General features: G+C 68.0%; 22 protein-coding genes, 4 tRNA genes and 2 pseudogenes. 11 read left to right on the top strand and 17 right to left on the bottom strand.

From position 1 onward, the window contains the following. Window positions 1–6 precede the first annotated feature (6 nt). Window positions 7–1860, bottom strand: a complete 1854-nt coding sequence (locus E1P53_RS17210) for a serine/threonine-protein kinase (RefSeq protein WP_131734997.1) — start codon at window positions 1858–1860, stop codon at window positions 7–9. A 189-nt stretch (window positions 1861–2049) separates the two neighbouring features. Here E1P53_RS17210 and E1P53_RS17205 point away from each other — a divergent pair, with 189 nt between their 5' ends. Then, entirely contained in the window at window positions 2050–3216 is a 1167-nt protein-coding gene (locus E1P53_RS17205; protein WP_131734996.1) for a pyridoxal phosphate-dependent aminotransferase, read from the top strand. 3 nt (window positions 3217–3219) lie between these two features. Here the strand turns inward: E1P53_RS17205 and E1P53_RS17200 are convergent, their stop codons facing one another. Beyond that, on the bottom strand, window positions 3220–4203 hold the full coding sequence (locus tag E1P53_RS17200; RefSeq protein WP_131734995.1) for an LLM class F420-dependent oxidoreductase: 984 nt from the start codon (window positions 4201–4203) through the stop codon (window positions 3220–3222). A 216-nt stretch (window positions 4204–4419) separates the two neighbouring features. Between E1P53_RS17200 and E1P53_RS17195 the strand changes: the two genes are divergently transcribed. Genes E1P53_RS17195 through E1P53_RS17185 form a run of 3 tightly spaced genes read left to right on the top strand, consistent with a single transcriptional unit; the run spans window position 4420 to window position 8283 of the window. Continuing rightward, entirely contained in the window at window positions 4420–5001 is a 582-nt protein-coding gene (locus tag E1P53_RS17195; protein WP_131734994.1) for a TetR/AcrR family transcriptional regulator, read from the top strand. Then, window positions 4994–6565: a flavin-containing monooxygenase gene (locus E1P53_RS17190; protein ID WP_006902020.1), complete on the top strand. Its 1572-nt coding sequence runs from the start codon at window positions 4994–4996 to the stop codon at window positions 6563–6565. The genes E1P53_RS17195 and E1P53_RS17190 overlap by 8 nt, the downstream gene beginning before the upstream one ends. After that, the gene (locus E1P53_RS17185) at window positions 6562–8283 is read left to right on the top strand and encodes a GMC oxidoreductase (protein WP_006902021.1); all 1722 of its coding nucleotides are present in this window, start codon (window positions 6562–6564) and stop codon (window positions 8281–8283) included. Before E1P53_RS17190 ends, E1P53_RS17185 begins: the two co-directional genes overlap by 4 nt. A 125-nt stretch (window positions 8284–8408) precedes the next feature. On the opposite strand, the gene E1P53_RS17180 is transcribed toward E1P53_RS17185, so the two are convergent. Continuing rightward, complete coding sequence (locus tag E1P53_RS17180) at window positions 8409–9035, bottom strand: alpha-ketoglutarate-dependent dioxygenase AlkB (protein ID WP_109238405.1); 627 nt, start codon at window positions 9033–9035, stop codon at window positions 8409–8411. 127 nt (window positions 9036–9162) lie between these two features. Between E1P53_RS17180 and E1P53_RS17175 the strand changes: the two genes are divergently transcribed. Beyond that, window positions 9163–9375 carry a hypothetical protein gene (locus E1P53_RS17175; RefSeq protein WP_131734993.1) on the top strand — a complete coding sequence of 71 codons (213 nt, stop codon included), beginning with the start codon at window positions 9163–9165 and terminating at the stop codon, window positions 9373–9375. A gap of 175 nt (window positions 9376–9550) precedes the next feature. Then, on the top strand, window positions 9551–10063 hold the full coding sequence (locus tag E1P53_RS17170; protein WP_006902025.1) for a hypothetical protein: 513 nt from the start codon (window positions 9551–9553) through the stop codon (window positions 10061–10063). Between the two features lie 79 nt (window positions 10064–10142). Here E1P53_RS17170 and E1P53_RS17165 read toward each other — a convergent pair whose 3' ends face one another. From E1P53_RS17165 to E1P53_RS17155, 3 genes are all read right to left on the bottom strand, one after another. Further along, window positions 10143–11033, bottom strand: coding sequence for an oxidoreductase (locus E1P53_RS17165; RefSeq protein ID WP_006902026.1), 891 nt, complete (start codon window positions 11031–11033; stop codon window positions 10143–10145). A gap of 130 nt (window positions 11034–11163) precedes the next feature. Further along, window positions 11164–12873 carry an adenylate/guanylate cyclase domain-containing protein gene (locus tag E1P53_RS17160; protein WP_006902027.1) on the bottom strand — a complete coding sequence of 570 codons (1710 nt, stop codon included), beginning with the start codon at window positions 12871–12873 and terminating at the stop codon, window positions 11164–11166. 356 nt (window positions 12874–13229) lie between these two features. Further along, complete coding sequence (locus tag E1P53_RS17155; protein ID WP_006900809.1) at window positions 13230–13784, bottom strand: YceI family protein; 555 nt, start codon at window positions 13782–13784, stop codon at window positions 13230–13232. A gap of 427 nt (window positions 13785–14211) precedes the next feature. Between E1P53_RS17155 and E1P53_RS17150 the strand changes: the two genes are divergently transcribed. Then, complete coding sequence (locus E1P53_RS17150) at window positions 14212–14580, top strand: hypothetical protein (protein ID WP_244941217.1); 369 nt, start codon at window positions 14212–14214, stop codon at window positions 14578–14580. 72 nt (window positions 14581–14652) lie between these two features. Here E1P53_RS17150 and E1P53_RS17145 read toward each other — a convergent pair whose 3' ends face one another. Further along, window positions 14653–15255: an NUDIX hydrolase gene (locus tag E1P53_RS17145; protein ID WP_006900807.1), complete on the bottom strand. Its 603-nt coding sequence runs from the start codon at window positions 15253–15255 to the stop codon at window positions 14653–14655. 231 nt (window positions 15256–15486) lie between these two features. Here E1P53_RS17145 and E1P53_RS17140 point away from each other — a divergent pair, with 231 nt between their 5' ends. Together E1P53_RS17140 and E1P53_RS17135 are read left to right on the top strand one after the other, a co-directional pair. Then, entirely contained in the window at window positions 15487–16128 is a 642-nt protein-coding gene (locus E1P53_RS17140) for a DUF6928 family protein (protein WP_006900806.1), read from the top strand. 52 nt (window positions 16129–16180) lie between these two features. Further along, complete coding sequence (locus E1P53_RS17135; RefSeq protein ID WP_131734992.1) at window positions 16181–16732, top strand: hypothetical protein; 552 nt, start codon at window positions 16181–16183, stop codon at window positions 16730–16732. A gap of 7 nt (window positions 16733–16739) precedes the next feature. Here E1P53_RS17135 and E1P53_RS17130 read toward each other — a convergent pair whose 3' ends face one another. After that, entirely contained in the window at window positions 16740–17798 is a 1059-nt protein-coding gene (locus tag E1P53_RS17130; protein WP_006900804.1) for a hypothetical protein, read from the bottom strand. Between the two features lie 170 nt (window positions 17799–17968). Next, window positions 17969–18787: an SDR family oxidoreductase gene (locus tag E1P53_RS17125; protein WP_131734991.1), complete on the bottom strand. Its 819-nt coding sequence runs from the start codon at window positions 18785–18787 to the stop codon at window positions 17969–17971. Window positions 18788–18973: 186 nt separating this feature from the next. Here E1P53_RS17125 and E1P53_RS17120 point away from each other — a divergent pair, with 186 nt between their 5' ends. Then, window positions 18974–19792: a GntR family transcriptional regulator gene (locus E1P53_RS17120; RefSeq protein ID WP_006900802.1), complete on the top strand. Its 819-nt coding sequence runs from the start codon at window positions 18974–18976 to the stop codon at window positions 19790–19792. A gap of 59 nt (window positions 19793–19851) precedes the next feature. Here E1P53_RS17120 and E1P53_RS17115 read toward each other — a convergent pair whose 3' ends face one another. The 8 genes and pseudogenes from E1P53_RS17115 to E1P53_RS17075 form a co-directional block, all read right to left on the bottom strand. After that, window positions 19852–20601, bottom strand: a complete 750-nt coding sequence (locus tag E1P53_RS17115) for a maleate cis-trans isomerase family protein (protein ID WP_006900801.1) — start codon at window positions 20599–20601, stop codon at window positions 19852–19854. Window positions 20602–20676: 75 nt separating this feature from the next. Then, window positions 20677–21210: pseudogene (locus E1P53_RS17110) on the bottom strand (FCD domain-containing protein); the annotation flags it as partial. 192 nt (window positions 21211–21402) lie between these two features. Next, a pseudogene (gene moaA, locus E1P53_RS17100) lies at window positions 21403–22459 on the bottom strand (GTP 3',8-cyclase MoaA). Between the two features lie 46 nt (window positions 22460–22505). Next, window positions 22506–22892: a hypothetical protein gene (locus E1P53_RS21065; protein WP_368077942.1), complete on the bottom strand. Its 387-nt coding sequence runs from the start codon at window positions 22890–22892 to the stop codon at window positions 22506–22508. Between the two features lie 70 nt (window positions 22893–22962). After that, window positions 22963–23982: an IS481 family transposase gene (locus E1P53_RS17090; protein WP_131734990.1), complete on the bottom strand. Its 1020-nt coding sequence runs from the start codon at window positions 23980–23982 to the stop codon at window positions 22963–22965. Between the two features lie 304 nt (window positions 23983–24286). Further along, window positions 24287–24363: transfer RNA gene (locus tag E1P53_RS17085), tRNA-Phe, on the bottom strand. Between the two features lie 32 nt (window positions 24364–24395). Further along, window positions 24396–24469 (bottom strand) — tRNA-Asp (locus E1P53_RS17080). A gap of 50 nt (window positions 24470–24519) precedes the next feature. Further along, a tRNA-Glu gene (locus E1P53_RS17075) sits at window positions 24520–24592 on the bottom strand. 307 nt (window positions 24593–24899) lie between these two features. Between E1P53_RS17075 and E1P53_RS17070 the strand changes: the two genes are divergently transcribed. Further along, window positions 24900–24972: transfer RNA gene (locus E1P53_RS17070), tRNA-Lys, on the top strand. The last annotated feature ends 604 nt before the right edge of the window (window positions 24973–25576 follow it).

Genomic DNA, 25576 nt, shown 5'->3' with positions numbered 1-25576 from the left:
GGCCGCCTACACCTCGACCAGGCAGTATCCGATCGACACCGGTTGGTAGAACGTCCAGCGGGTCTCCCCCGCGCTGCACGAGACCGCCGACGTCGACCTGGTGTTCACCCGCGCCAGCACGGTCCGCGCCGCGGGCGCGCTGCTGCACGGAACCTCTCGGTAGTCCGCGAGCGACCCGCCCGTCAGCGGCACCTGGTAGCACAGGCCTTCGTAGAAATTCGGTGTGAGACAGAGCTTCTCACTGCTGCCGGGGAAGGTCAGCGTCGAATTCTGTTCGCTGGCGCAGGAAGCCGCGTTGTCGACCTTCGCCGCGGTGTAGAAGTTCAGCCCGGCCGACCCGCAGTCGACGCGCGAGGCCAGCACGGTCGTCGCCGAACCCGGCTGCATCGTGACGCTGATGCACTCACCGACGCTGACGGCGCCGGGACCGGTGACCGCCCTCGGCGAGGTGTCCGGGGTGCGGTCCGCCGGGTCCTGGGTCGTGGTGGTGGTCGCCGTCGTCGGATCGTCGCTGGTCGTCGTGCCCGGCGTCGAGCGGGCGGCGGCGCGGCCGGATTCGTCGGACACCGAGATCGCCACGAAGATCGCCACACCGGCGATCGCGAGGACCAGGACCAGCGCCAGCGCACCCAGCCCGATGAGCAGCCCCGAACTCTTCTTCTTCGGCGGCGGCACGTGAGCGCCCCCATACGGCGGCGGGTACCCGCCGGGTGGGGTGAGACCGGGTTGAGGTGAGTGGCCCGACGGGTATCCCGGCCCGGCGCCTCCGGGTTGTCCGGCGTACGGATTCGCCGGCCCGACGTTCTGGGCGACCGGGGCCGGGGCGCCGGACACCGCGGGGTGAGGCGGCTGCGACGGGCCGTGCCCGGGATTCACACCCGGGTACGCCTGGGCGTGACGGATCTGCGGTGCACCCGCCGGCTCGCCCGGGACCGGGGCGCCGGGACGCACGGTCGGGGTCTTCGACGGATTCGGGCCCGTCTGCAGATCCTGGACTTTTCGGGTCTTCGCCAGGTCCGGGGCGTTCAGCGCCCGCTCGAGCTCCTCGGCGAACTCCCGGCACGACCCGTAGCGACGTCCGGGTTCCTTGGCGAGTGCGCGTTCGAACACCGCGTCGACGGCCGGGGAGATCCCCGGCCGCAGGGTGGACGGGCGGGGCGGCATCTTCTGCAGGTGCTGGCCGATGATCGACGCCGTGCTCTCCCCCTGGAACGGCGGGCGGCCCGTGAGGAGCTCGAAGACGGTCGCGGCGAGCGCGTACTGGTCGGCGCGCGCGTCGACGGTCTCACCCAGCAACTGTTCCGGCGACGCATAGGCAACGGTGCCGACGAAGACATTGGTCGAGGTCAGGTGGCCGGCGTCCTGCTGCGACTTCGCGATGCCGAAGTCCGCCAGCAGCACGCGCGGCTCCGGCTCCCCGACTCCCTGGAGCAGGATGTTGGCCGGCTTGACGTCGCGGTGCAGCAGTCCGGTGGCGTGCGCCCGGTCCAGGGCGGCGCCGATCGCCCGGACGATCGCGATCACTGTTCCCGCGTCGAGACCATGGGGATTCTGGCGGAGCAGCTTGAGGGCGTCGATGCCGTCGATGTACTCCATCGCGATCCACAGGTGGCCGTCGTATTCGCCGGAGTTGAAGACCGTGACGATCGACGGGTGCACGACGCTGGAGGCGTGCTCGGCCTCCTTGACGAATCGCTGCCGGTACATGGGGTCGCAGCTGAGATTCGCCGGGAGCACCTTCAGCGCCTCGTCGCGCGGGAGATGCGGGTGTCGGGCCAGGTAGATCTCACCCATCCCGCCACGGCCGATGAGTCGGATGATCGTGTAACCGGCGAAGTGCTCGCCGGGGTTACGCGGCATCGCTCCTCCTCATCGGTCGTCGGGTCGCCTGTAGTCTTTCATCCCCTCGGCCCAAACGGCGAGGATGAGGTGACGTGGCGTCCGTCGACCGGACCACTCCCGTACACCACGCCTCGGGATCGCCCCAGGGCCTCGCGGCCGGGCACCTGCGGTCCGGGCGCCTCGCCCGTGATGTGCCACCCTGGTTCCATGTCCTCGGAGAGCCGGACCACGACCCGCCTGCGGCCGTTCATGACGACGATCTTCGCCGAGATGTCGGCGCTGGCCGTCGAACACGACGCCATCAACCTGGGCCAGGGGTTCCCCGACACCGACGGCCCGGAGTCGATGCTCGAGGCGGCCCGCCGCGCGATCACCGACGGCCACAACCAGTACCCGCCCGGGATCGGGGTGCCGGAGTTGCGACACGCGGTCGCACGTCACCAGCGCGAGCACTACGACCTCGACTACGACCCCGACCGGGAGGTCCTCGTCACGGTCGGCGCGACCGAGGCGATCGCCGGAGCCATCGTCGGCCTGATCGAACCCGGCGACGAGGTCATCATGATCGAGCCGTATTACGACTCGTATGCGGCGACGGTCGCGATGGCCGGCGGGGTCCGCCGCGTCGTGCCGCTGATCCCCGACGGCGACGGCTTCCGGCTCGACCGCGACCGCCTCGCCGATGCCTTCGGCCCCAAGAGCGCGGTGCTCATGCTGAACACCCCGCACAACCCGACCGGCACCGTCCTGTCCGACGACGATCTCGCCGAGATCGCCCGGCTCTGCCTCGAGTTCGACGTCATCGCGGTGACCGACGAGGTGTACGAGCATCTGCTGTTCGACGGTCGCACCCACACTCCCCTGGCGACGCTGCCGGGTATGCGGGAACGCACGCTGCGGATCTCGAGCGCGGCCAAGACGTTCAACTGCACCGGCTGGAAGGTCGGGTGGATCAGCGGCCCGCCCGAGCTGATCGCGGCGACCCGCACCGCCAAGCAGTACATGTCGTATGTGGGGTCGGGGCCGTTCCAGCCGGCGGTCGCACACGCCCTCGACAACGAGATGGGCTGGGTCCACCACTCGGCCGCCGCGCTGCAGTCCAAGCGCGACATGATCACCGCCGCCCTCCTCGACGCCGGTTTCGACGTGCACCGCAGCGAGGCAACCTATTTCGTGTGCGCCGACCCGCGACCGCTGGGCATCGACGACGGCATCGAGTTCTGCCGGTCGTTGCCCGGGCGCATCGGCGTCGCCGCGGTCCCGGTGAGCGTGTTCGCCGACGACAAGGCCCCCTGGAACCACATGGTGCGCTTCGCCTTCGCCAAGCGCGACGACGTCATCGCCGAGGCCGCCGAGCGGTTGCGGAGGCTGTAGACCTCACCGTAGCGCCGGCGCCACCTGCTGCTCGAAGAGCTCCAGGTCCTCGAGGTCGTGCGCGATGTTCGGGAAGTAGAAGATGCCGTAGGCCATCCCGGCGTCCTTCAGGGCGCGCAGGTTCGTGGCGACCTTTTCCGGGGTCCCGACCGCCGGCATCCCGCGGAAGGCGCCCATGGTTCCCGACGCCGCGTCGGCTCCGACGATCTTCGCGATCCGCGACTCGAGGTCGTCGAGTTTGCGCTCCACGTCGGCATCGGTCTCACCGAGGATCACGTTGTAGTTGGCCGACCTGACGATCGAATCGAAGTCGCGTCCGAGGTCGGCGCAATGCTGCTGCAGCACAGCCGATTTGTGGGCGAAGCGGGCGGGCGTGCCGTCGAAGTTGGTGTAGTCGGCGTACTTGGCGGCGATGCGCAGCGTCTTCTTCTCGCCGCCGCCGGCGATCCACAGCGGCAGCTTCCCGGCGGTCGGCTGCGGCCGGCAGATGGCGCCGTCGACGCTGTAGTGCTTGCCGGCGAAGGTGGCGCGGCCGGTCTCCCACGCCTGCCTCATGATCTGCACGCCTTCGTCGAGGCGGGCGAGACGCTCTCCGGCCGAAGGGAATCCGTAACCGTACGCGCGCCACTCGTGCTCGTACCAGCCGGCTCCGATGCCCATCTGGACCCGGCCGCCGGAGATGAGGTCGGCGGTGGCGGCGACCTTGGCGAGGTACATGGGGTTTCGATAGCTCATCGCGGTGCACATCTGGCCGATGTCGACGCGCCGGGTGGTCGCGGCGAACGCCGTCACCAGCGTCCAGGCCTCGTGGGTCGCCTCGTCGGTCGGCAGCGGCACGGTGTGGAAGTGGTCGTAGACCCAGATGGAGTCCCAGCCGCCGGATTCGGCGCGGTCGGCCAGCGACGACATCACCTCCCACTGGTCGGCGGGGTCGATGCCCACGAGATCGAGTCGCCAGCCCTGGGGGATGAAGAGTCCGAAACGCATGCGTCGAACCTACTCCGCGGCCCGTCGATCGCGTCGGCGTCGGACGTCGACGTCCGCAGAGTCCCGAGTTCGCATCCCAGGCGCTAGCTGCAGCTAGCGGACCGTCGCCTCGGAAGCCCCCACGTCGGATCACCCCAGCGGCCCCGAACTGCACTTTTGCCGAAATCGGCACAACTTACAAACAGTCCGGACTGTTTCTGTGTTACGCTGCTCACCGTGACCGAGCAAACCACCACCCCGCGTCGGCGCACCCAGGCCGAACGCACCGCCGCGACCCGGGCACAGGTTCTCGACGCGGCGATCGAGGCGTTGGTCGAGGTCGGATACGCCGGCACCACCACCCAGGAGGTCAACCGGCGGGCTGGCGTCTCGCGCGGCGCACTGCTCCATCACTTCCCCACCCGGGAGTCGTTGGTGGTCGCGGCCGTCGACCATCTCGTGGAGCGACGCCTCGCCGAGGTGCTGTCCCGGCCGCGCACCGGCGAGGAAGGCCTCGAGGTCCTCGTCGAGGCGTTCAGCGGGCCGCTGTTCGACGCCGCGCTCGAGCTGTGGGTCGCCGCCCGCACCGACGTCAACCTGCGCACGGCGATGATCCCCCTCGAGAAGAAGGTCTCCGATGCCCTGGCCGTCGGAGGCGCCGAACTGTTCGGCGACCGCTACACCCCCGAAGAACTCGAACTCTCCATCGAACTCGCCCGCGGACTCGCGGTGTCGCGCATCCTGCGCTCGCCCGAGGCCGACCGGGAATACATCGACCGCCTCCTGCCCATCTGGAAGGACCTGTTGAACCATGACTGACACCAGCACGCGAGCACTGCCCGAGCGCGTCGACGTCCTCGTCGTCGGCGTCGGATTCGGCGGCCTCGCCGCACTCCACCGCCTGCGCAAGGACCATCCGGAGCTGCGGGCCCTCGCCATCGAGCGCGCCGCCGGGGCCGGCGGCGTGTGGCGCGAGAACGACTACCCGGGCGCGGCATGCGACGTCCCGACGTCGCTGTACTCGCTGTCGTTCGCCCCGAACCCGAACTGGTCGCACACCTACGGGCGCCGCGGCGAGATCCACGAGTACCTTCGCTCGGTCGCCGCCGATTACGAGGATCAGATCCGCTACAACACCTCCCTGACCGCCGCCCGTTGGGACGGCGCCGCACAGGAGTGGGTCGTCGACACCACTAGCGGTCAGATCCGCACCCGGTTCCTGGTGGCCGCCCCCGGCGCTCTCTCGGAGCCGGGCGTCCCGGAGGTGCCCGGCATGGAGAAGTTCTCGGGCAAGGTCTTCCACTCCGCGCAGTGGGATCACAGCCACGACCTGCGCGGCCGCAAGGTCGCGATCATCGGCACCGGCGCGTCGGCGATCCAGATCGTGCCCGAGATCGTCGACACCGTCGACCAGCTCACCGTCTTCCAGCGCACCCCGGCGTGGGTCGTGCCCCGCATCGACCGCACCATCAGCCCGCTCGAGCGCGCGGTCTACCGCCGCGTCCCGGGCGTGCACCGCCTCGTCCGCAAGATGGTGTGGGCCTACCGCGAGTTCTACGTCGCGATGATGGCCCGCAACCCCAAGCTGCTCCCCATCGCGAAGACGGTCGCGCTGGCCCAGCTCCGCGTGCAGGTGAAGGACAAGGATCTGCGTCGTCGGCTCACCCCCGACTACCAGATCGGCTGCAAGCGGATGCTGCTGACCAACAAGTGGTTCCCGGCGCTGCAGCGCCCGAACGTCACCGTGACCGGCGCGCTGTCGCGGCTCACCGAGAACGGCGCGGTCGACGCCGACGGTCGTGAGCACGAGGTCGACACCGTCATCTTCGCCACCGGCTTCACCCCGACCGAGCCGCCCATCGCCAAGGCCGTGACCGGCCGCGACGGCCGCACCCTGGCCGAGACGTGGCAGGGTTCGCCGCGCGCGTACCGCGGCGTCGAGGTGCACGGCTTCCCCAACCTGTTCTTCCTGTACGGCCCCAACACCAACCTCGGCCACAGCTCGATCGTGCTGATGCTGGAGCCGCAGGCGTACTACATGTCGAAGACGATCGGCGAGCTCAAGCGCAACGGCCGCAGCGTCTTCGAGGTCACCCAGGACGCGCAGGACCGCTACAACGCCGAGCTCGACCCCGAACTCGAACGGACCGTGTGGAACTCGGGCGGCTGCTCGAGCTGGTACCTCGACTCCACCGGCCGCAACTCGGTCATGTGGCCGAAGTACACCAGCGACTTCCGCCGCATGATGTCGACGTTCGTGACCGCCGACCACCGCTTCGACGACGCCATCCCGGCCACCGCGCCGGCCGTCGAGGCCGCCACCGACAGCGCCGATGCTGTCGAGACCGAATCCGACTCCGTCGAAAGGACTCTCACCAAGTGACCAGAACCGATCGTCATGACGCCGATCATTACGACGCCATAGTCATCGGCTCCGGCTTCGGCGGCTCGGTCGCCGCACTCCGCCTGACCGAAAAGGGTTACCGCGTCGCGGTTCTCGAATCGGGACGGCGGTTCGCCGACGAGGATCTGCCCAAGACCAGCTGGCGCCTGCGCGATTACGTGTGGGCGCCGGCCCTCGGGCTGTTCGGCGTGCAGCGCATGCATCCCCTCCGCGACGTGCTCGTCATGGCGGGCGCCGGCGTCGGCGGCGGGTCGCTGAACTACGCGAACACGCTCTACCGGCCGCTGCCCGCGTTCTTCGACGACCCGCACTGGGGCCGGATCACCGACTGGGCCTCGGAGCTCGACCCCTACTACGACCAGGCATCGCGCATGCTCGGCGTCACCACCTACCCGCGGGAGACCCCGGCCGACAAGGTGATCCGCAAGATCGCGCAGGACATGGGCGCCGGCGACACCTTCGTGCACACGCCGGTCGGCGTGTACTTCGGCGAGCCCGGCAAGACCGTCGAGGACCCGTTCTTCGGCGGCGTCGGCCCGGCACGCACCGGGTGCACCGACTGCGGGTCCTGCATGACGGGCTGCCGCGTCGGCGCCAAGAACACCCTGGTGAAGAACTACCTGTACCTGGCCGAACAGGCCGGGGCGACGATCATCCCGATGACCACCGTCGACACGGTCTACCCGCGGTCGGAGGGCGGGTATGTCGTGGAGTCGCACCGGACGGGACGTCGCTGGTCACGCCGCGGACGGCGGGTGTTCACCGCCGATCACGTGGTGTTCGCCGCCGGCACCTACGGCACCAACAAGCTGCTGCTCGACATGCAGCAGAAGGGCCACCTGCCGGGCCTGTCGAAGCGTCTCGGCAAGGTGGTCCGCACCAACTCCGAGGCGGTTCTTGCCGCGACGGCCCGCAACCGCAAGGTCGACTACACCGAGGGCGTCGCGATCACCTCGTCGTTCCACCCCAACGACCACACCCACATCGAGCCGGTGCGATATGGCAAGGGCTCCAATCTGATCGGCCTGCTCCAGGCGATGCTCATCGACGGCGACGGCCCGTTGCCGCGGCCGCTGATGGCGATCGTCGAGGCGATCCGGCATCCGATCGTGACGGCGCGGAGCCTCTGGGTGCGCAACTGGTCGGAGCGCACCATCATCGCGCTGGTGATGCAGACCGCCGACAACTCGCTCGAGTTGTTCTCCGGCCGTGGTCGTTTCGGTCCGATGCTGCGCAGCCGGAAGGGCGCCGGCGACCCGCCGCCGACCTGGATTCCGGAGGGCCACGAGGCCGTTCGCCGCGTCGCCGACGAGATCGACGGCGATCCGGGCGGTTCGTTCGTCGACTGGCTGAACATCCCGATGACCGCGCACTTCCTGGGCGGTTGCTCGATCGGGAACTCGGCCGAGGACGGTGTGATCGACCCATACCACCGGGTGTTCAACCATCCGGGTCTGCACGTCGTCGACGGTTCGGCGGTCTCTGCGAACCTCGGCGTGAACCCGTCCCTGACGATCACGGCCCAGGCCGAGCGTGCACTCGCCATGTGGCCGAACGCAGGTGAGGCCGACCCGCGTCCGGCTCTCGGTGAGCCGTACCGTCCGGTCGCACCGGTTCCGCCGGTCCGCCCGACGGTCCCGGCCCACGCGCCGGCCGCGCTGCGGTTGCCGATCGAGCCGATCTCGAACGCCGGCTAGACGCGTGGGGGAGCATGCGCCAGCGGCGCATGCTCCCCCACGCCCCAACACATCCGTGCTCCAACGGATTTCGTAGAACTCAGCGGGTCATGGCGTCCACGACTTCGACATCCTGACGCCGGCCGTCACCACACACCCGGCGGCCGCAGCTGGATGCTGATCCGCGCCCCGGCTCCGCGCACCTTCGGCACGGCGTGCTCCCACGTCCGCTGGCAACTGCCGCCCATCACGAGCAGGTCGCCCGACGACAACGTGAACCTCAACGACCTCCCGCCACCACGGGGCCGGAGCAAGAGCGGCCGCGGGGCGCCGAGGGAGATGATCGCAACCATCGTGTCGTGGGTCGCCGACCGGCCGATACGGTCGCCGTGCCAGGCCACCGAGTCGTTGCCGTCGCGATACAGGCTGATCCCCGCTGTCGCGAAACCCTCCGGCAGCTCCTCGCGATAGTGCTGTGACAGTGCAGACCGCATCTCGGTGATCAGCGGGTCCGGGAACGGGTCGTCGGCCTGATAGATCGACACCAGCCGAGGGACGTCGACCACCCGGTCGTACATCTGCCTGCGTTCCGCCCGCCACGGCACGTCGCGCCGGAGTCGCTCGAACAGCTCGTCCGGGCCACCGATCCAGCCGGGACACAGGTCCACCCATGCGCCGTCGGCAAGCGGCCGGCGCGTCGTCGCCGCGAGGTCGCCGAGGGTCGGTTCGATGTCGGCCTCGGCGAACAACGAGCCCTGGATGCCGATGGACATGCCGGTCACAATACACCCATATCGAACACATTTTCGATATCACGGCCCGGAAGGACCGGGTTCGCACCTTCACTAGTATCGGTGTCGATCCATACGCCGAAACCGCCAAGGCCGACCCCGTGCAACGATGAGCGACGCAGACCACTCCACCGACCACGCCGATGCCGGCACCCCAGGCGTCGGAACCTGGTGCCTGGTTCTCCCGCTCATGATCTTTCCCGTCCGGGAGATCGCGAGCGGCAGCTCCGACGTGCTGGTCTACATCCCGGTGATCGCCGCGGTCGTGGCCGCGATCATCCAGCTCACGATGGTGATCCGGCGACGCCGCGACGCCGCGTGACAACCGATCAGGAGTCGGTACGGCCCGGGACGCCTCGCAGACGTTCGCATTCCGCCGACACTCCCGCTGGTCGCCCCTGCACCACCGCAGCAAGGTGTGAAACAGCCCACAGCCGACGGCGCGCTACTTTGCTTTAATCATTTCGTTATAAACCGTACGAGGGGAACCCACTTCGATGAAGCGCACCGGTGTCGCCGGCCTGTTGGCCGCAGCCGCCATCCTGATCCCGATCGCTCCGGCGACCGCCGATCCCGTCGGCGACATGTTCGGCAGCGCGAGCGGAAGCCTGGATTCCGGCAGCGCTGCGCTGGGGTCGTCGGGCGACAAGGTCACCCATTACGGCAAGCTCGGCCGCAAGGACGCACCGAACGGCGTCCGCTCGATCAACGTCTGGGTCTACAACCCGAAGAACGCCCGCGAGCTCTCGCCGGGCACCTTCCCGCGGAACTCACGCCTGGGCGTGCGCTGGAACTCGATCATCGAGGCCGGCCCGATCGTCGACGGCGACGAGTGCCGCATGGAGGTCCGCCTGTCCGGCCCGAAGGTGCCCAAGGAGGCAGCGCTCTTCAAGACCCGCGACTGCACCGCGGTGAAGTCGTACTTCTTCAAGGGCGCCGGCGATTTCACGATCCGCGTCACCGACACCATCTCCGGGGCGTCGAACAGCATCGCGTTCTCGGTGCGATAGCCGGCTTTCCCGGCCGATCCGAAAGGTGCGGGCCGAGTGTCGCTTTCCGACGCTCGGCCCGCACTCTGCGTTGGTGGCCTCAGCCAGCCGATGCCACGTCGAATGTCACGCCCGTCAGCTTCTCCGACTCCTCCCAGAGCCGTGCGCGCACTGACGCGTCGTCGGCGATCTTCTTGTATCGGTTCCGCCCCGGTGCACCGTGCAGCCCGAAGAATTGCGTTGGTCCGTAGTAGGTTCCGGACTCGAGACCGGGCATCGTCGCGGCATACAGTTCCGGCCAGGCGCCTGCAGCGGCCGACTGCACCATCGGCGTCTTGTTGGTCAGCTTCATGAGGAAGTCCATGACCGTCTCGGTGCGCCCCTGGAGTTCCGTCGCGGCATAGCCGGGATGCGCGACGAACGACTGCTTCGACGATCCGGCGTCCCGCAACCGATGCGCCAGCTCCAGCCCGAACATGAGATTCGCGAGCTTCGAGTCGCCGTAGGCACGCCAACGGTTGTAGCGACGCTTCTCCCAGTTCAGGTCGTCGAGTTGCAGATTGCCGAGCTGGTGGAGCCCCGACGACACGGTCACCACCCGGTCGGAGATCTTCGGCAGCAGCAGTGCGGTGAGTGCGAAGTGGCCGAGATGATTGGTGCCGATCTGCATCTCGAAACCGTCGGCGGTACGTTGCAGCGGTACCGCCATCAGGCCGGCATTGTTGATGAGAACGTCTGCCCCGGTAACGGATTCGGCGAAGCTGCGCACCGATGCGAGGTCGGCGAGGTCGAGTTTCGCCACCGTCGCCTTGGGTCCGAGCCGCTGGGCGACGGCATCCGCCTTGACGGTGTTCCGACAGGCCAGGATGACCTCTGCCCCGGCCCCGACGAGCGCGGTGGCCGCTTCGGCACCGAGGCCGCTGTTGGCGCCGGTCACCACGAAGGTGCGTCCGGTCTGGTCGGGAATGTTCGCCGAGGTCCAACCACTCATGTCCGAGCCCCCTGTGCTGGTCGTGCGGCCGGGCACCTGCGCCGCGGCCCTGCGCCCCCACGCTATTGACGGCCGAGTGCGGCGTCAACGGTTCGCCACCGGTTGCGAACGCACGGCCACGACCCGGCGCTCACCCGCCGAACAGCCCCGTTTTCAGGTTGGCCCCGACGATCTTGCGCGCCGGGCGTAACAGTTCGGCGATCACGTTCGTCGACGATCCGAGTCGGTTCACGAGTTCCCGAGGGGCGTAGAACTCGGTCGGCACCGACCGCCCGCGCATGATGCGGCTGCCGAGCAGTTCCCATTCCTGCGCCTCGGTACCGGCCACCTCGATCGCGGCCCCGCCGGCGAGCGCCGGAACGCGGCCCGTCTTGGCCATGTCCGACAGCCTCGAACACTCGTTGACCGGGTCCCCGATGACGGTGTACTCGTAGCGGCGTTCGTGGCCGATGTTGCCGGCGAACACCTCCCCGTAGGAGACGCCGATCCCCCAGCGGATGTCGAGGCTGTTGGCGAGGCGGTCGGCGAGCTCGCGGGCGGCGGCGAGGGCGTGGCCGGCGGGGTCCTCGATCTCGACGGGCGCGCCGAAGATGGCGAGTGCCGCATCACCCTCGAACTTGTTGACGAAGCCCTGGTTGTGGTCGACGACGTCGAACACGATGCTGAAGAAGGCGTTGAGCAGTTCGGCGACGTCGTCGGGGCTGCGGTCCTGGGAGAGCTTGGTCGAGCCGACGATGTCGACGAACAGCACCCCGACCCGGGTGTTGGTGCCGTGCATGCCGATCCCATCGGAGATGGCGAGATCGGCGACGGTGTCTCCGACGTGACGGGCGAAGATCTCGCGCATCCGCTCGCGCTCGGCGAGGCCCTTCACCATCTCGTTGAATCCGTGCTGCAGCACACCGAGTTCTGACGAGTCGTAGACCGGGACGCGTGCGTTGTAGTCGCCGTGCTCTACGCGGTGGACGGCGAGGTGCATCTCGGTGAGAGGGTCGGCGAGGGCCTGACCCACGAGCGCGATGACGCGGGCGCCGGCGGCGAGCGCGACGAGGGTGAGCACCACCGTGGTCCAGTCCACGGCACCGGCGACGTCGGGCAGCAGTCCGGTGAACCGTCCGGCGTTGACGGTCAAGAGACCGATCATCGGGATCGCCGAACAGACCACCCACACCACCATCAACCGGATGCGGACACCGTGCATCACGTGGGTGGCCGGGAAGTCCTCGAGGACCACGATCGACAGGGGCCGGGACGCCCGTTCGACGAACAGGTAGGTCAGGCACGCGCTCGACGCGCCGGCAAGGGTGAACGCGACCGCGACACCGGCGACCGTGGCAAGGGTGAGGTCGTCGGCGACCGCGACATAGAACAGGGCGGCCGAGACCCATGCCGCGACCGAGACGAGCAGTTGCATGCCGGGAACGCGCTGCACCGCCCGTCGGCGTGCGTGATCGGCGGGCCGGCAACTGACGAACCACTCCAGCTGCGGGCGGAAGACCAGGAGTCCGAACACGACGTTGACGACGATGCCGGTGACGATCGCACCGACGACCGCCGGGAAGTTGGGGGCGCCGAGAGTCTCGGCGAAGGTGAGCTGTCCGCCGTTGAAGGACAATTGCACCAGCAGGAACGTCTCGAGACCGATCAGCGCATAGCTGAGCACGACAGCCGACACCGCGGTGAAGACGGAGTGCCGGGCGATCCGCGCGCGCATCTCCGGACCGACACGTGCCCATCCGCGCGGGCTGGGCACCGTCGGGAGTCCCCACAGCAGCCCGGAGGTGCGGCGTCGCAACCGCGTCCACGGCACGCCACGAGAACTGTGGCGCCTGCGCTTCATCGGTGTCTCCTGCCTGTGGCGATATAGAAAAGCGTACCGAAGCCCCTGTTACCGGGGACACATCGAATGTTCCCGCCGGGTTGCGACCACGGACCTACCACCGGGCCCGTCGGCATGCTCGTACCCGGCGCCGGCGGGCGCCACACCATCAGGCAGGACGACAACGACTGCGAGTGCGCCCGGGCGCCCACGCCCCGTGGACGCCTCGCCGAACAGCCCGCTCCACGCGGCCTGACGGCCCGCCCGGGACGGGACCGGACAACACGAACCGGCACCCGCGCGGGGGATGCGCGGGTGCCGGCGGGATACCGGCCCGGCCGATGGGGGGGAGGGGCCGAGCCGGAGTGCGTGCTGGATCAGGCCTGCAGAGCGGCCTCGATCTCGAGGGTGATGGTGATCTTGTCGCCGACGACGACTCCGCCGCCTTCGAGCGGCATGTCGATGTCGATGCCGAAGTCCTTGCGGTTGATGACGGTCTTGGCCTCGAAGCCGGCGACCTGGCCCTGGCCCATGCCCGGGTTGGTGCCGTTGAACTCGAGGTCGAGGTCGACCTTCTTGGTGACCCCCTTGAGGGTGAAGTCGCCCTCGAGCACGTAGTCGTCGCCGTTCTCGCGGACCGCGGTCGACACGAAGGTCGCGGTCGGGAACTTCTCGGCGTCGAAGAAGTCGGCGGAGCGGATGTGCGCATCGCGCTGGTCGTTGCGGGTGTTGATCGAGTTCACGTCGATCTCGGCGCGCACCGACGGGACACCGTTCTCGTCGACGGTGATGGTTCCCGAGAACGTGTCGAAGGTGCCGCGGACCTTGCTGACCATGAGGTGCTTGACGGAGAACCCGATGGTCGAGTGGACGGGGTCGATGGTCCAGGTACCTGCGGGAATAGGTGCCTTGACAGTGGTGGCGGAGGTCATGTTGCGTCCTTCCAGACGAGTCGGGCCGGTCACGGTTCGCATGGGTCTTCGCGACCCATCGACAGATTAAACGGACCGCGGTCCGATTGTATTCCCGATGCCGCCCCCGCCTCTGTGATCCCGGTCACACGACGATGGCCGTCGGCATGCGACGAATCCTCCCGCCTCACTGTTCCCCAGACCGCCCTCCGGTCGATCCACATATCGACAAAGCAGCCACATGCCATTCTCTGCCGCACACACTGGAAACAATGGACCGGAGAATTCCATATAGGAGGTAATGGCCATGCGAATCCGTTTCCGGAGCGCGCTCGCGATGATCGTGGGCCTACTGGCGACAGCGGCGACGATCGTCGCGGTGGAATCACCCGCATCGGCCGGACGGGACAGCGTGCTGGCATATCCACCCCAGGTTCGGGGCCATAACGTGACGGTCACCTTCGCCAACACCACACCGAATCCGAAACTGTGCACCATCGAGGCACTGCCGGTCCCTCGGCAGCCACGGCAAGGAGACCCGACGTTCGACCAGAACCCCGACGACTCCTTCGAGGCCGGAGTCGGCAGGACAACGAGAAACCTCGTGCTCGACCGCGGTCGATACAACATCTACTGGGTGTGCACAGGTTACGAGAGCCTCGATGACGAGTACCTCGGCCGGGGTTGGACGGTGTGGGGCACCAGGCCCCCGGTGCCGATCTCGAGCTACGGGCAGTCGTTCAAGCGGCAGTACACCAGCGACCCGCTACCGGTCACGGTGACCGCGCCGAACTGCTTCCTGGGGGGTATCTGCTGACCGATAGGCCACCAGAAGAAGCCTGAACCGGCGTCGAGCCGATACACGTACGCCGTCCCGGCCACATGCCTCCTATTTCCAGGCGAACACCGGCTGTTCGAACTCGTCGACTCGCGTCGGCCTGTCGCGCAACACGACCTCGGCGAACTGATAGATGACCGCGGCGGTCGGCGCATGCACGAGAGACCCGACGATCGGCAACTGGATCACCGGGCGGTCCGATTGCGGAATGGTCAGGAATCGCGGGGCGACGGCCAATTCCTCGAAGGTGACGAAGAACAACTGCGCGACCTCGGCGGGATTGGGCGTCGGCTCCTGGAATTCTTCCGCCCAGCAGACGATGGGGGTGATGACGAACCCCGAGCGGGTCGGATAGTCGTCGAGGGCGCCCAGCACCGAGTCCGGACCGAGCCGAACGCCGAGCTCCTCGTCGAGCTCGCGCAGCCCCGCGGCGACATGATCCTCCCCCGGGTCGAGTCGACCGCCGGGGAGAGCGAACTGCGCGGCGTGGCGCCGCATGGTGGGCGGTCGTTTGCACAACCAGATGCCCTGCTTTCCGCCCTTCTCGGCGATCACCAGCGCGACCGCCGCCGCCGCGGCGCCCGCGACCTCGACGGGCCGGCGTTCGAATCGCTCGATCCGCTCGGCCGCCACGATCCGATCCAGGTGAGTCACCCCTCCAGTTGACCACGCCCGTGACGCATCACGGGACCCGGCGGACATCCGCCCACGCGCGATGCTGGCCAAGCCAACCCACCTACCCGTAGTATTCGTTTTCGTAATTCGGGGGTTCACGGAAGGCAATTTGCATAGGGTGGGGAGTCACGGGGGACATTCGCCGATCGGGGGTTCGGACGATCCGGGCGCCGACGGCCGTTGCGGTCGCGGCAGGCCCGGTAACCGGCAGTGGGGACCACATACTCGCTGCTGACCTACGACCACGGGGGCGCCCCCATGGTGTTCGGCGCCGAGCCTCAGATCGATGTCGCGGCCACCGACCAGATGGTGGACAGCCTGTTCACCGGCGCCCGGTTCGTCGAGGAGTCCGACCTGGGCGGGCACGCGTGTCCCGACCCGTGGATGGTCGGCGCGGCGGTGTTCGCTGCCGGGACACCCGACGAGGTCGCAGTGCTGGCCTCGGAAGAGGTGGCGCTGGACCGCCCGTCGGAACTCGACCAGACGTTCCTCGTCGCGGCACGAGGCCGCACGACGCGACTGTTCACCATGAGCAGCAGAGCAGCCTTCGGCGCGTTTGCGGCATGGGACGCCACGGGCACCCTGCAACGAGCCGTCAGCGCGTGTGGTGCGGACGGGATCCTCGAAGACCTCGGCGCTCCACTGGCGTTCGAGGACACGGGACCCGACAAGGGGGAGGAATCCGCGACGAGACGCGATTTTCTCGACCCTGTCGGCCTCGTCGAGCGGGCGCTCGCCACCACCGTCGGGTTCGCATACGGGCGTGAGAACAACTGCAGCGCAGTGTCTCCCGGCGACATCCCGATTCGCCTCTACCGTGTCGGCGAGCTCCGCACCGGCATGCGCGGGTGACGCCGGCGTTCGCCGGCCGTCAGCGCTCGACCACAGTTCGGGGGACATTTCGATGTGTGACGAGCAGCAACCCGCGAAAAGGATCATCGACTTCTTCGATCCACGGGGCAACACATCCTACGTGGAGACCGACACGGTCGGGATCATCAACGTCACCGCACAGAAGCGGCGGATCCGCGAGTTCCTGGAGCGGGTGCACCTGCAACCCGAGCTGACCTTCGCGACGGTGGATCTGGTGCCGGTCGAAGAGATCGCCGCGATCCTTCGCACCGGGCGCACCGCCTCGGTGCTGCTGGAGATGGCCGGCGCCGGCCAGGGGATCCTCGTGCGCAACTGGCCCGACGACTGGGTGCGGACCCCGTTGGAACCGGATTTCGACGTGCGGGAGTTCACCGACACCGGTGTGACGATCTCGACCGAGGCCAACGCCGCGGTCGTCGCAGCCATGAACTCCGCCATCGACGGTCCCGCGACGCTGTGTGACCTCGAGCGCCGACTCACCGACGACGACCTCGTGGAGGCCTACATGGGCTATCTCGTGGCGTTCCGGGTACGGGTGCTCATGTTCCGCAGGGCCCGCGGGGAATCAGGCGACGATCGCTGAGAAACCGTCACACCCGGACCTGGTCGGCCACCGGCTCTGCCCCCTCCCCCGACGCCGAAACCGCCCGCCCGAGGTGGTAACTCACGACGCTGAGCGCAAACAGGCCGATGCCCAGATTGACGAGCCCACCGAATCCCTCGAGCGCGAAGTCGACGAGTGCATTGCTGAGCAGGAAGACCAGTGCGGCGATCCGGAGGGCCCGCAGCGGCCACACCCCGGCGAGACCGCGACTGCGGGCCAGCATCGCGGGGGCCGACACCGCAAGCGTGGCGACGCCGCTGAGGAAGAGAATCCACGTGGCGACGGCGTTGTCGGCGAGTTCGATGTAAATGTCGATGTCGTCGAACCTGTCCTCGGTGAAGACGAAGCTCAGCGAACCGACGACGACGGTGACCGCCGAGAACACGACCAGGCTCCACCCCACGATCGACACCCACCGGGGGCTGCGGAAGAAGTCGGGGATCAGCGCGACCGCCCGGGCACGCAGCGCGATGAGCCGGTCGGGGGTGTCGCGGCTGGATTCGAGGACCGCCCGTATGTGGCCGATGGTGTCCGCGTCGAGACCTTGCTCGCCGGCGGCGGCCAGGTACTCCTCGGCCAGGCGTCGACGACGCTCGGGCAGTCCGTGCGCGACGCCCTCCGCAGCGATCGAGGCAGCGTTGGCGAGAGACTCTGCGGCCGTGGGGCGACGGAAATCGCGGACGATACGGCTGATGAGCAGGATCAGCACCACGAGCACGTACATGATCTCTGCGGACGGGCCGTAGAAGTAGTCGTTGTCGCGGGTGACGAACTTGCCGACCTCGTCGAGGAAGAGCCCGAAACCGATACCGCCCATGATGACTGCGGTCACGCGCGCACCGGCGCCCAGGAAGAGCCAGCCGGTGATCAGCGCCAGCATCATCAGCGCACCGCCCCACAGCGCGTGGGCGATGTGGAGGGTGCCGCCGCCGACCTGCGGATAGCCCGTGGCGGCCAGGTAGGCGCGGGTGACCAGGATGGTGGCGATCGCGAGGATGAGGAACCACTCGACCGCCGCCGTGCCGTGGGCGCTGCGGATGATCACCGAGGTCGTGCGAGCTCTCATGGGAAGAGTATGGCGGGGCGAGGGGCCGACCGCGCCGACAATCCGTCTGCGGGATCTCGGTTCTCGGACCGGAAACGACGAACACCGCACCACGCCAGCCGGATCGACCGGGGCTGTCGTGGTGCGGTGCCGGGTGTCTGTCGCCTGTCTCAGGCCTCGAGGAGATCGGGGTCGAGGTCCCGCCCGCCGGCCGGGCTGCAGATGCCGCGAATACCGAAACCGCTGTCGGCCCAGAGGCATTCACCGGTCACCACCCGTGCCGCGTCGGAGGCCAGGTACACGAAGCCCTCGGCGTAGTCGCGCGGTTCCGGGATGAAACCGAGCGGGATGACCTCCTCGGCGCCGGGCAGCACCGCGTCGAGCGGTTTCTGGCCCAGGGCCGCCAGGCCCTCCATCTTGGTCCGCGCCACGCCGATGGCGACGCCGTTGACCCGGACCTTCGGAGCGAACTCGAAGGCCAGGCCGCGCACGATGCCCAGGTTGGCGTGCTTGGTGGACACGTAGAGGGTGCCGTCGTCGACCGCGCGGTAGCTCGCGATCGAGCAGGAGAAGATCATGTTGCCGCCGGTGCGCAGAAGCGCGGGCAGCGCCGCGCGGGCACCGAGCAGGTATCCCTTCACGTTGATCGCGTAGATCTCGTCGATCGCCGCCTCGAGCTTGTCGAGCGGGACCTCGGCGAGCGAGAGATTGCCCGCCCCGACACCGGCGTTGCCGACGAACACGTCGAGCTTGCCGAAGGCCTCGACGGTGTCGGCCACGGCGCGCTGGTTGTCGGCGAGGTTCTCCACGGAACCGAGGGTGGTGACGACGTCGTCACCGAAGGTCTCCGCGACCTCGCGCAGGCGCTCCTCGTCGCGATCGAGCACCGCGACCTTCGCACCCGCCTCGACGTATCCTTCGACGACCGCGCGCCCGATCCCACCGGCGCCGCCGGTGACGAGTGCGACCTTTCCGTCCAGTGTTGCCATTCGATGACTCCTCTCAGGCACTGACCGCGCCTCCGTTGATGTCGATGACCGCGCCGGTCGTGAAGGCCCCCTGTTCGGAGGCCAGGAAGAGACGGCTCGATTCTCACCCGTCCGTCATGCCGACTTTTTGTTACTTTGGGGACAATGTTGGATACAACCTGTGCTGGAGCATAGGGAGGAGGCTCTGTGGCCACGAGTGCCAAGACGCGGTCCGGAACCACCGTCGATGAGCTCTGCACGGCACTTCGGGAGCGCATCGTGTCCGGGGAGTACTTCCCCGGACAGCGCATGTCGCAGGAGCAGCTCGCCGCCGAGTTCAAGGTCAGCCGGACCCCGCTCCGCGAGGCGTTCAAGCGCCTCGAGGCCGACGGACTCCTGGTCGCCACCGCCAACCGCGGTGTGCACGTCGCACCGATCAGCAACTCCGACACCGAGCAGAACTATGCCCTCCGCATCCTGATCGAGCCGCCGATCGTCGCCACGCTGACCGAACAGCTCACCGACACCGAGATCGAGCAGATGCAGACCGCGCTGGCCGACATGCGCAAGTACCGCGGCCACCGCAAGAACTTCCAGAAGGCACACAAGGCCTTCCACGACGTGATCCGCGCCCGGTACCCGAAGTCCTTCGCCGACCTCACGCACAACCTGTACACCATGATCCACCGGCATCAGAGCGTGTACCTCTCCCACCAGCGGACCCCGGAGGACTTCATCGATCTGGACCAGGATCTGATCGACGCGATCGTCGAGGGACGGCCGGACTCGGCCCGTCGGATCCTGGAGTTCCACCTCATCGACGCCGCGCTCGGCCTGGTGCTCGACGCCGACCCCGACCACGAATTCGACTCGTTGCTGGTCACGCTCCGCGGCCGCGACATCGTCATCGAACACGATGAGACGGGCCACATCCCGCGCCCGGCACGCATCTACTGGCGCCAGCACGACGACGTCCTGCCGGCACGGACCACGTCGAACCTCATCCTCACCTACGCACCGAAGTAGAACCCAGCCCGAGATGCGCCGCGGTCCCCGGTTCGACCGGGGACCGCGGTTCACACGTGTCAGGGTGCGAGCAACGCACCGGCACGCGGGACGACCGGATCGAGACCGAGCCGGTTGAGGATCCGCCAGGTGGTGGCGGCGGAGGCGGTGACCACCGGGATGTCGAACTGCTGCTGCACGGTGTCGAGCACCGGCAGCGACGGCATCTGCACGCAGGCGCTGAGCACCAGCGCGTCCGCGTCGGAGGTATCCACCTTCTTGACGTGCTCGAGCAGGTTCTGCGGGTCCAGTCGACCGACCTCGAGGTTGTCCGGGACCTCCAGGCTCAGCGAGTCGACGACGCTGAATCCCTCGTGCTCGATGTAGTTGCACACCGTCTCGGTGAGCGGCTTCATGTACGGGGTGACGACGGCGATCTTCTTGACCCCCAGGTGCGCCAGGGCCTCGGTGAGCGCACCGGCCGAGGACAACACCGGGATGTCCTCGCCGCTCTCCTCTTTGGCGACCTGTGCGAGCTTCGGCTCGGAGGTGGCGTGGTAGCGCAGGCCCTGCGACATGATCGCGACCAGGCAGGCGTAGTCCATCACGTCGACGCGCGCGTCGGCCAGCTCCGCCGCGCAGCGCAGGGAGTCGTTGTCCATCGCGGTCAGTTCTTCGGGCGTCACCTTCTGCATGCGCATACGCGAGGAGTGGAAGGTGAAGCGCTCGGGCCGGATCTCCTCGCGGGCGCGGAGCATGGCCGGGATCTCGGTCTCCATCGTGGTGTTGGAGCTCGGAACGATCATCCCGATGCGGAAATTGTTCGTCATTGTGCCTGCCTAACAGAAACTTTCATTACGGACCGACCCTTTTCGGGCCAGCATGGACTTGCGTTGCCCACACCCTCAGACGACCTGCAGGTGCGTGGTCTGGAGTTCTCGGACGACGTCTGCCGGGGACCCGCACCAGGAGATCTGCGCACGCTGCCCCTCCCCCAGTTCGTCCAGCCCCTCCAGCCCGATCGCCTGTCCTCGGACCGCGATCGGCAGCGTGCAGAAACGGTGGCCCGGGTCCTGGGTCGCGATGACGCCCAGCGCGATGTCGAGCAGGTGGAAGGTGAGGATGTCGCGGGCGGCGTCGGCGTCGCCCGCCTCCACGGCGTCGAGGAACTTGGCGTCGGTGGCCGTCATGTCCGAGACCGCGACCGCACGCGAGAAGTAGAGTCGCTGGTGCCGATCGATCTGCGTGAGCTGGGATTCGATCATCGTCTGGAACCCCGTCGGGCACCGCCGCAGGATCACCCGGTGGAAGTCCCAGTGCGCCAACTGGAACTCGCGTGAGCTCTGGTCGCTGGCACGCATGGCCGCCAGCGCCTCGCGCATCTCGCCGACATCGGCGGAATCCACCCGGTCGACGACGGCCGCCACCACCGCGGGTTCAGCGACTACCCGGAGTCCCTGGAGCGCGCGGTCGCACTGGCCGAGGGCAAGAACACCACCTCGACCGACCGGGTGCGTCGCGGCATCGGCTACTCGTCGTCCGCCCGCGCGGTCACGTGTACGACCTCCGACCTGATGCCGGTGGCGGCCTCCGCCGCCGCGAAGTAGTGCACCTCGACCGCTTTCGTGCCCTCAACCACCGATGGCTCCCATACTCCGTTGCGGGGGAACGAAATCCGCTGCCGCGACTCCGTGCCCCGCCCACTTGTTCCACATCGCCGCACGCCACAGGTCGGCGATCTCGTCGTCGCCGGCGCCCGAGCGCAGCGCCTCGCGCAGGTCCGTCTCGTCGTCGCTGAACAGGCACGAACGCACGGTTCCCTCAGCGGTGAGGCGGGTCCGGTCGCAGTCACCGCAGAACGAGCGGGTCACCGACGCGATGATGCCCACCGTCGCCGGTCCGCCGTCGACGAACCATCGCTCGGCGGGAGCCGACGGGTCCTCACGCCCGGCTTCGGTGAGCGCGAACCGCGTACCCAGTACATCCAGTAGTTCCTGTGCCGGAACCATCTGCTCGCGGGTCCACGCCTGGTCGGCGTCGGGGGGGGCATCTCCTCGATGAACCGCAGTTCGACACCCTCGTCGAGGCACCACCGGAGCAGGTCCGCGGCACCGTCGAGGTTCTCGCGCATGAGGACCGCGTTGACCTTCACCCGCCCGATGTGCCGCTTGGCGGCACGGATGCCCGCGAGGACCGAGTCGAGGCGGTCACGCCGCGTGAGCGCGGCGAAGTGCGCGCGATCGACGGTGTCGAGGGAGATGTTGATTCGGGTCAGCCCGGCCCGCGCGAGGCCCTGCGCGCGGTGCTCGAGACCGACCGCATTGCTCGTGATGGCAAGCGGCACATGGGGAGCGACGCGGGTACAACCCTCGATGATGTCCTCGAGGTCGCGACGCATCAACGGTTCCCCGCCGGTGAAGCGCACCTCACATACACCGAGGCGATGCACCGCGATGCCAACCAGGCGGACGAGTTCGTCCGCGGACAACAACCGCTCACGCGGGATCGCGGGCAGCCCCTCTGCCGGCATGCAGTAGGTGCATCGCAACGAGCACTTCTCGGTGATCGAGACCCTCAGGTCGCGCGCGACGCGGCCGAACCGATCGACGAGACCGTCGACCGGGGCCGGCCGGAAACGTCCGGCATGCGCGTCCGCACGGACGGTATGCCCATCACCACCTGTCCCACGAAGCCACCGCCCGGTCCCTCAGTCTGATTACATCCAGAATTGTATTCAGTTGATTCTCACTGGTCGTCCGGTCTTTCGCAACCGGTGTGCGTCGGGCTCACGACGCCGGCCGGCCGCGGATTGCGGAACCGCCCTGTCACCCGTGTTCACCAGGCATGACGTGGGCACACAGTTCCACGAGCAGGCGGCGGTCCCGGCGTTCACGGCGGGCACTTCGAGGATGTTCTCGCCGTGTTCGTTGCGCAGACTCGGGGTCCGCACCGGGCGTCTTTCGGCACCCTGATCATCGGTGGTACGCCTGCCGCGACCGGCCCTCCTGATCGGCTCCCTCAGCGGGGTGTTGTCGTGGTCGTTGCGGGCGTTGACGTCGGCACCGTACTCGGCCAGCAGCCTGGCCACAGCGACGGTGTCGTCCTGTGCGGCGAAGTGCAGCGGAGTCCGGTCGGCGATGGTCGCGCACGTCAGGGTCTGTGTCTGCGTGCAGCAGCTCCGTCACGAGCGGCTAGTTGTACTGACCCGACAGGTTGGGTACGCGGTCGGCGGGTGAGTTGCCTCGGAGTGCGGTGTGGCCGCGTTCGTGATTGTAGATGCGAAGGAACTCGGGGAAGGCCGCGACGCGTTCGGTTTCACTGAGGTAGGGACGGGCGTAGGCCCATTCCTCCTGCAGGGTCCGGTTGAATCGTTCGACCTTGCCGTTGGTTTGCGGCCGGTACGGTCTGGTCCGCTTGTGCTTGATCTTGTTGTCGTGCAACAAGTCCCGAAATATGCGGGACCGGTAACACGACCCGTTGTCGGTCATCACTCGCGCGGTGGTGACACCGATCGAGGCGAAGTGCGCCAACGCCCGAGTCATGAACGCGGTCGCGGTTTCCTTCTTCTCATCAGCGAGGATCTCGGAGTAGGCGTAGCGGGAGTGGTCGTCGACGGCGTGATGCAGATACGCGTACCCCAGGTTGGGGCGGCCAGCAACTTTGCGGGTTCGTCCAGGCTCGCGGTGGGCACTGGAGTTGCGGGTGCCCTGGGCGCGGCCGTGTACGCGATGTCCACCGCCGTCGGGGATTCTGCCGAGCTTTTTGATGTCGACGTGGATCAAGTCTCCGGGCGCTTGGTGTTCGTACCGGCGGACCTCGCGTCTGCGGGCACGTACCGGCGCCCCGGTTGCCGGGTCGATCCACGACAGTCGTAGGCAGCCGTAGCGGGTGAGGATGCGGTGCACCGTGGAGACGTTCAACCCCAGGTGGTATCCGATCCGGGCTGGCCCCCAGCGGCGGGAGACGCGTAACCCGACGACCCGGCGTTCCCGGCGCCGGCTGGTGCGATGCGGACACGATCGGGGCCGGCTGGACCGGTCGACCATTCCGGCCGGCCCGTGGTCGCGGTAGCGATCCGCCCATCGCTTGGCCGTGGTGACTGAGACGTTGAACCGGTCAGCTGCGCGGCGCAGTGGCCACCGGTCGTCCACAACACACCGAGCCAGACGCAACCGGCCAGTCGGGGACAGCGGTGAATTACGGTGGGACATGAAGACCTCCGGGTTGAGGAGCGGTTCTTAGACAGCTCCACACCTCACTCGGAGGTCTTCCCTATGTCACGTCGACTCGCCGAACTCTGTACCTAACGTTCCGGGTCAGTACAGCTAGTCGAGGGCTGCGTAACGGAGGTTGTCCCGGCCCATCGGGCCGCGGGTGGCCGCCAAGTCGTGTTCTCCCCTGCTGTGTCCGCGGAGCCGGTCGCCTGCCGACATCGAGGAGGTCGTCGTCCGCCGCAGGAGATGGCGGACAAATGAAAACAGCCCCGGAAACCGGGGCTGTTTTTCTGGCTGTATCTGGTGGCCAGGGCCGGGATCGAACCGGCGACCTTCCGCTTTTCAGGCGGACGCTCGTACCAACTGAGCTACCTGGCCAGACGGTGCCGGTGCTGATACCGAAACCTTTGCGACCCTGACGGGGCTCGAACCCGCGACCTCCGCCGTGACAGGGCGGCGCGCTAACCAACTGCGCCACAGGGCCTTGATTTAGTTGTGTCCGACCGACCCTCATCACTGAGTGCCGTCCAGGCGTACCCCCTACGGGATTCGAACCCGCGCTACCGCCTTGAAAGGGCGGCGTCCTAGGCCGCTAGACGAAGGGGGCCGGTCTCGCTTCTCCGCTGGGAGCTCGCATAGCTTATGACAGGTCTTGCGCACAACACAAATCGGCTGGTCAGAGCAACAAACCGGTGGTTTCCGCGAGGCAGCCGGCGAGCGCCGCCAAGGCGCGCGTGGGCAGCATTCACCGTCCCGTCGGAGCACGTTCGCCGGCGCCTCTCGGGGCCCGCTCCGAGCGTCGGAAGTGACCGCTCCGAGGGCGCCAACGCGCCGGGCCGACACACCCGCGGGCCCCCGCTCGCAGCTCCTCGGGACGCTGTAAACTCGTCGGCACCCCGACCGGTTCGGGGTACGCCCCTATAGCTCAGTTGGTAGAGCTACGGACTTTTAATCCGCAGGTCCCAGGTTCGAGCCCTGGTGGGGGCACCGCTCCGATCAGGCGATCCGTCGAAGAGATGGGTCGCCTGAAGTGCTTCCATCGCGCTTGGTTGTCGGCGCTGTTTCGGACTCCCGTGGCCATGCCGACGGCTTGACCAACGCCCTCGCACGACCGACGACGCGGTGCGCAACACATACGACCCTGCCTCGCCGAGCGAGTACCGACCCGAGAAGCACGAACTCGATCCGGGCAGGACCGATCAGCCGCCAGGCGTATGTCGGCGACCGAGCGAGCCTCGACCGTGACGACGTTCACGACCTTGCCGGTCACGGCGGATGGCCTCGGCACCGTCGAGGCTGGCCTGCATCTGTTGACGCCGGTGCTCGGCGACGCGGTTGCGACCTGCCGGAGATGCCCCCGTCCCCAACCTCCACCCACCGTGTCGACGCCGGCGAGCAGGAAGGTTCACATGCGCCGGTCGGCGGCCGCCTCGATCGAGGGCGATGACCGGTTCCCAGAGGGTCGGCCGATTCGCCGACATGCCATCCGACCGATCACGAAGATCGCCCGACCGGAGCGGTGCGACCGCAAGACCAATCCAGCTACTCCGCAACCACGAATTCTCCTTGTGGCACAAACGTTCTCAGCCAG

Source organism: Gordonia paraffinivorans, assembly GCF_900683595.1.
Classification (GTDB): domain Bacteria; phylum Actinomycetota; class Actinomycetes; order Mycobacteriales; family Mycobacteriaceae; genus Gordonia; species Gordonia paraffinivorans.
This window is presented reverse-complemented; position numbering and strand designations above follow the sequence as displayed.

What these genes read in the sequence shown, in the direction of transcription:
- E1P53_RS17210 (WP_131734997.1), bottom strand. Translation starts at nt 1,860, where the DNA reads ATGCCGCGTAACCCCGGCGAGCACTTCGCCGGTTACACGATCATCCGA.
- E1P53_RS17205 (WP_131734996.1), top strand. Translation starts at nt 2,050, where the DNA reads ATGTCCTCGGAGAGCCGGACCACGACCCGCCTGCGGCCGTTCATGACG.
- E1P53_RS17200 (WP_131734995.1), bottom strand. Translation starts at nt 4,203, where the DNA reads ATGCGTTTCGGACTCTTCATCCCCCAGGGCTGGCGACTCGATCTCGTG.
- E1P53_RS17190 (WP_006902020.1), top strand. Translation starts at nt 4,994, where the DNA reads ATGACTGACACCAGCACGCGAGCACTGCCCGAGCGCGTCGACGTCCTC.
- E1P53_RS17180 (WP_109238405.1), bottom strand. Translation starts at nt 9,035, where the DNA reads ATGTCCATCGGCATCCAGGGCTCGTTGTTCGCCGAGGCCGACATCGAA.
- E1P53_RS17175 (WP_131734993.1), top strand. Translation starts at nt 9,163, where the DNA reads ATGAGCGACGCAGACCACTCCACCGACCACGCCGATGCCGGCACCCCA.
- E1P53_RS17170 (WP_006902025.1), top strand. Translation starts at nt 9,551, where the DNA reads ATGAAGCGCACCGGTGTCGCCGGCCTGTTGGCCGCAGCCGCCATCCTG.
- E1P53_RS17165 (WP_006902026.1), bottom strand. Translation starts at nt 11,033, where the DNA reads ATGAGTGGTTGGACCTCGGCGAACATTCCCGACCAGACCGGACGCACC.
- E1P53_RS17160 (WP_006902027.1), bottom strand. Translation starts at nt 12,873, where the DNA reads ATGAAGCGCAGGCGCCACAGTTCTCGTGGCGTGCCGTGGACGCGGTTG.
- E1P53_RS17155 (WP_006900809.1), bottom strand. Translation starts at nt 13,784, where the DNA reads ATGACCTCCGCCACCACTGTCAAGGCACCTATTCCCGCAGGTACCTGG.
- E1P53_RS17135 (WP_131734992.1), top strand. Translation starts at nt 16,181, where the DNA reads ATGTGTGACGAGCAGCAACCCGCGAAAAGGATCATCGACTTCTTCGAT.
- E1P53_RS17125 (WP_131734991.1), bottom strand. Translation starts at nt 18,787, where the DNA reads ATGGCAACACTGGACGGAAAGGTCGCACTCGTCACCGGCGGCGCCGGT.
- E1P53_RS17115 (WP_006900801.1), bottom strand. Translation starts at nt 20,601, where the DNA reads ATGACGAACAATTTCCGCATCGGGATGATCGTTCCGAGCTCCAACACC.
- E1P53_RS17090 (WP_131734990.1), bottom strand. Translation starts at nt 23,982, where the DNA reads ATGTCCCACCGTAATTCACCGCTGTCCCCGACTGGCCGGTTGCGTCTG.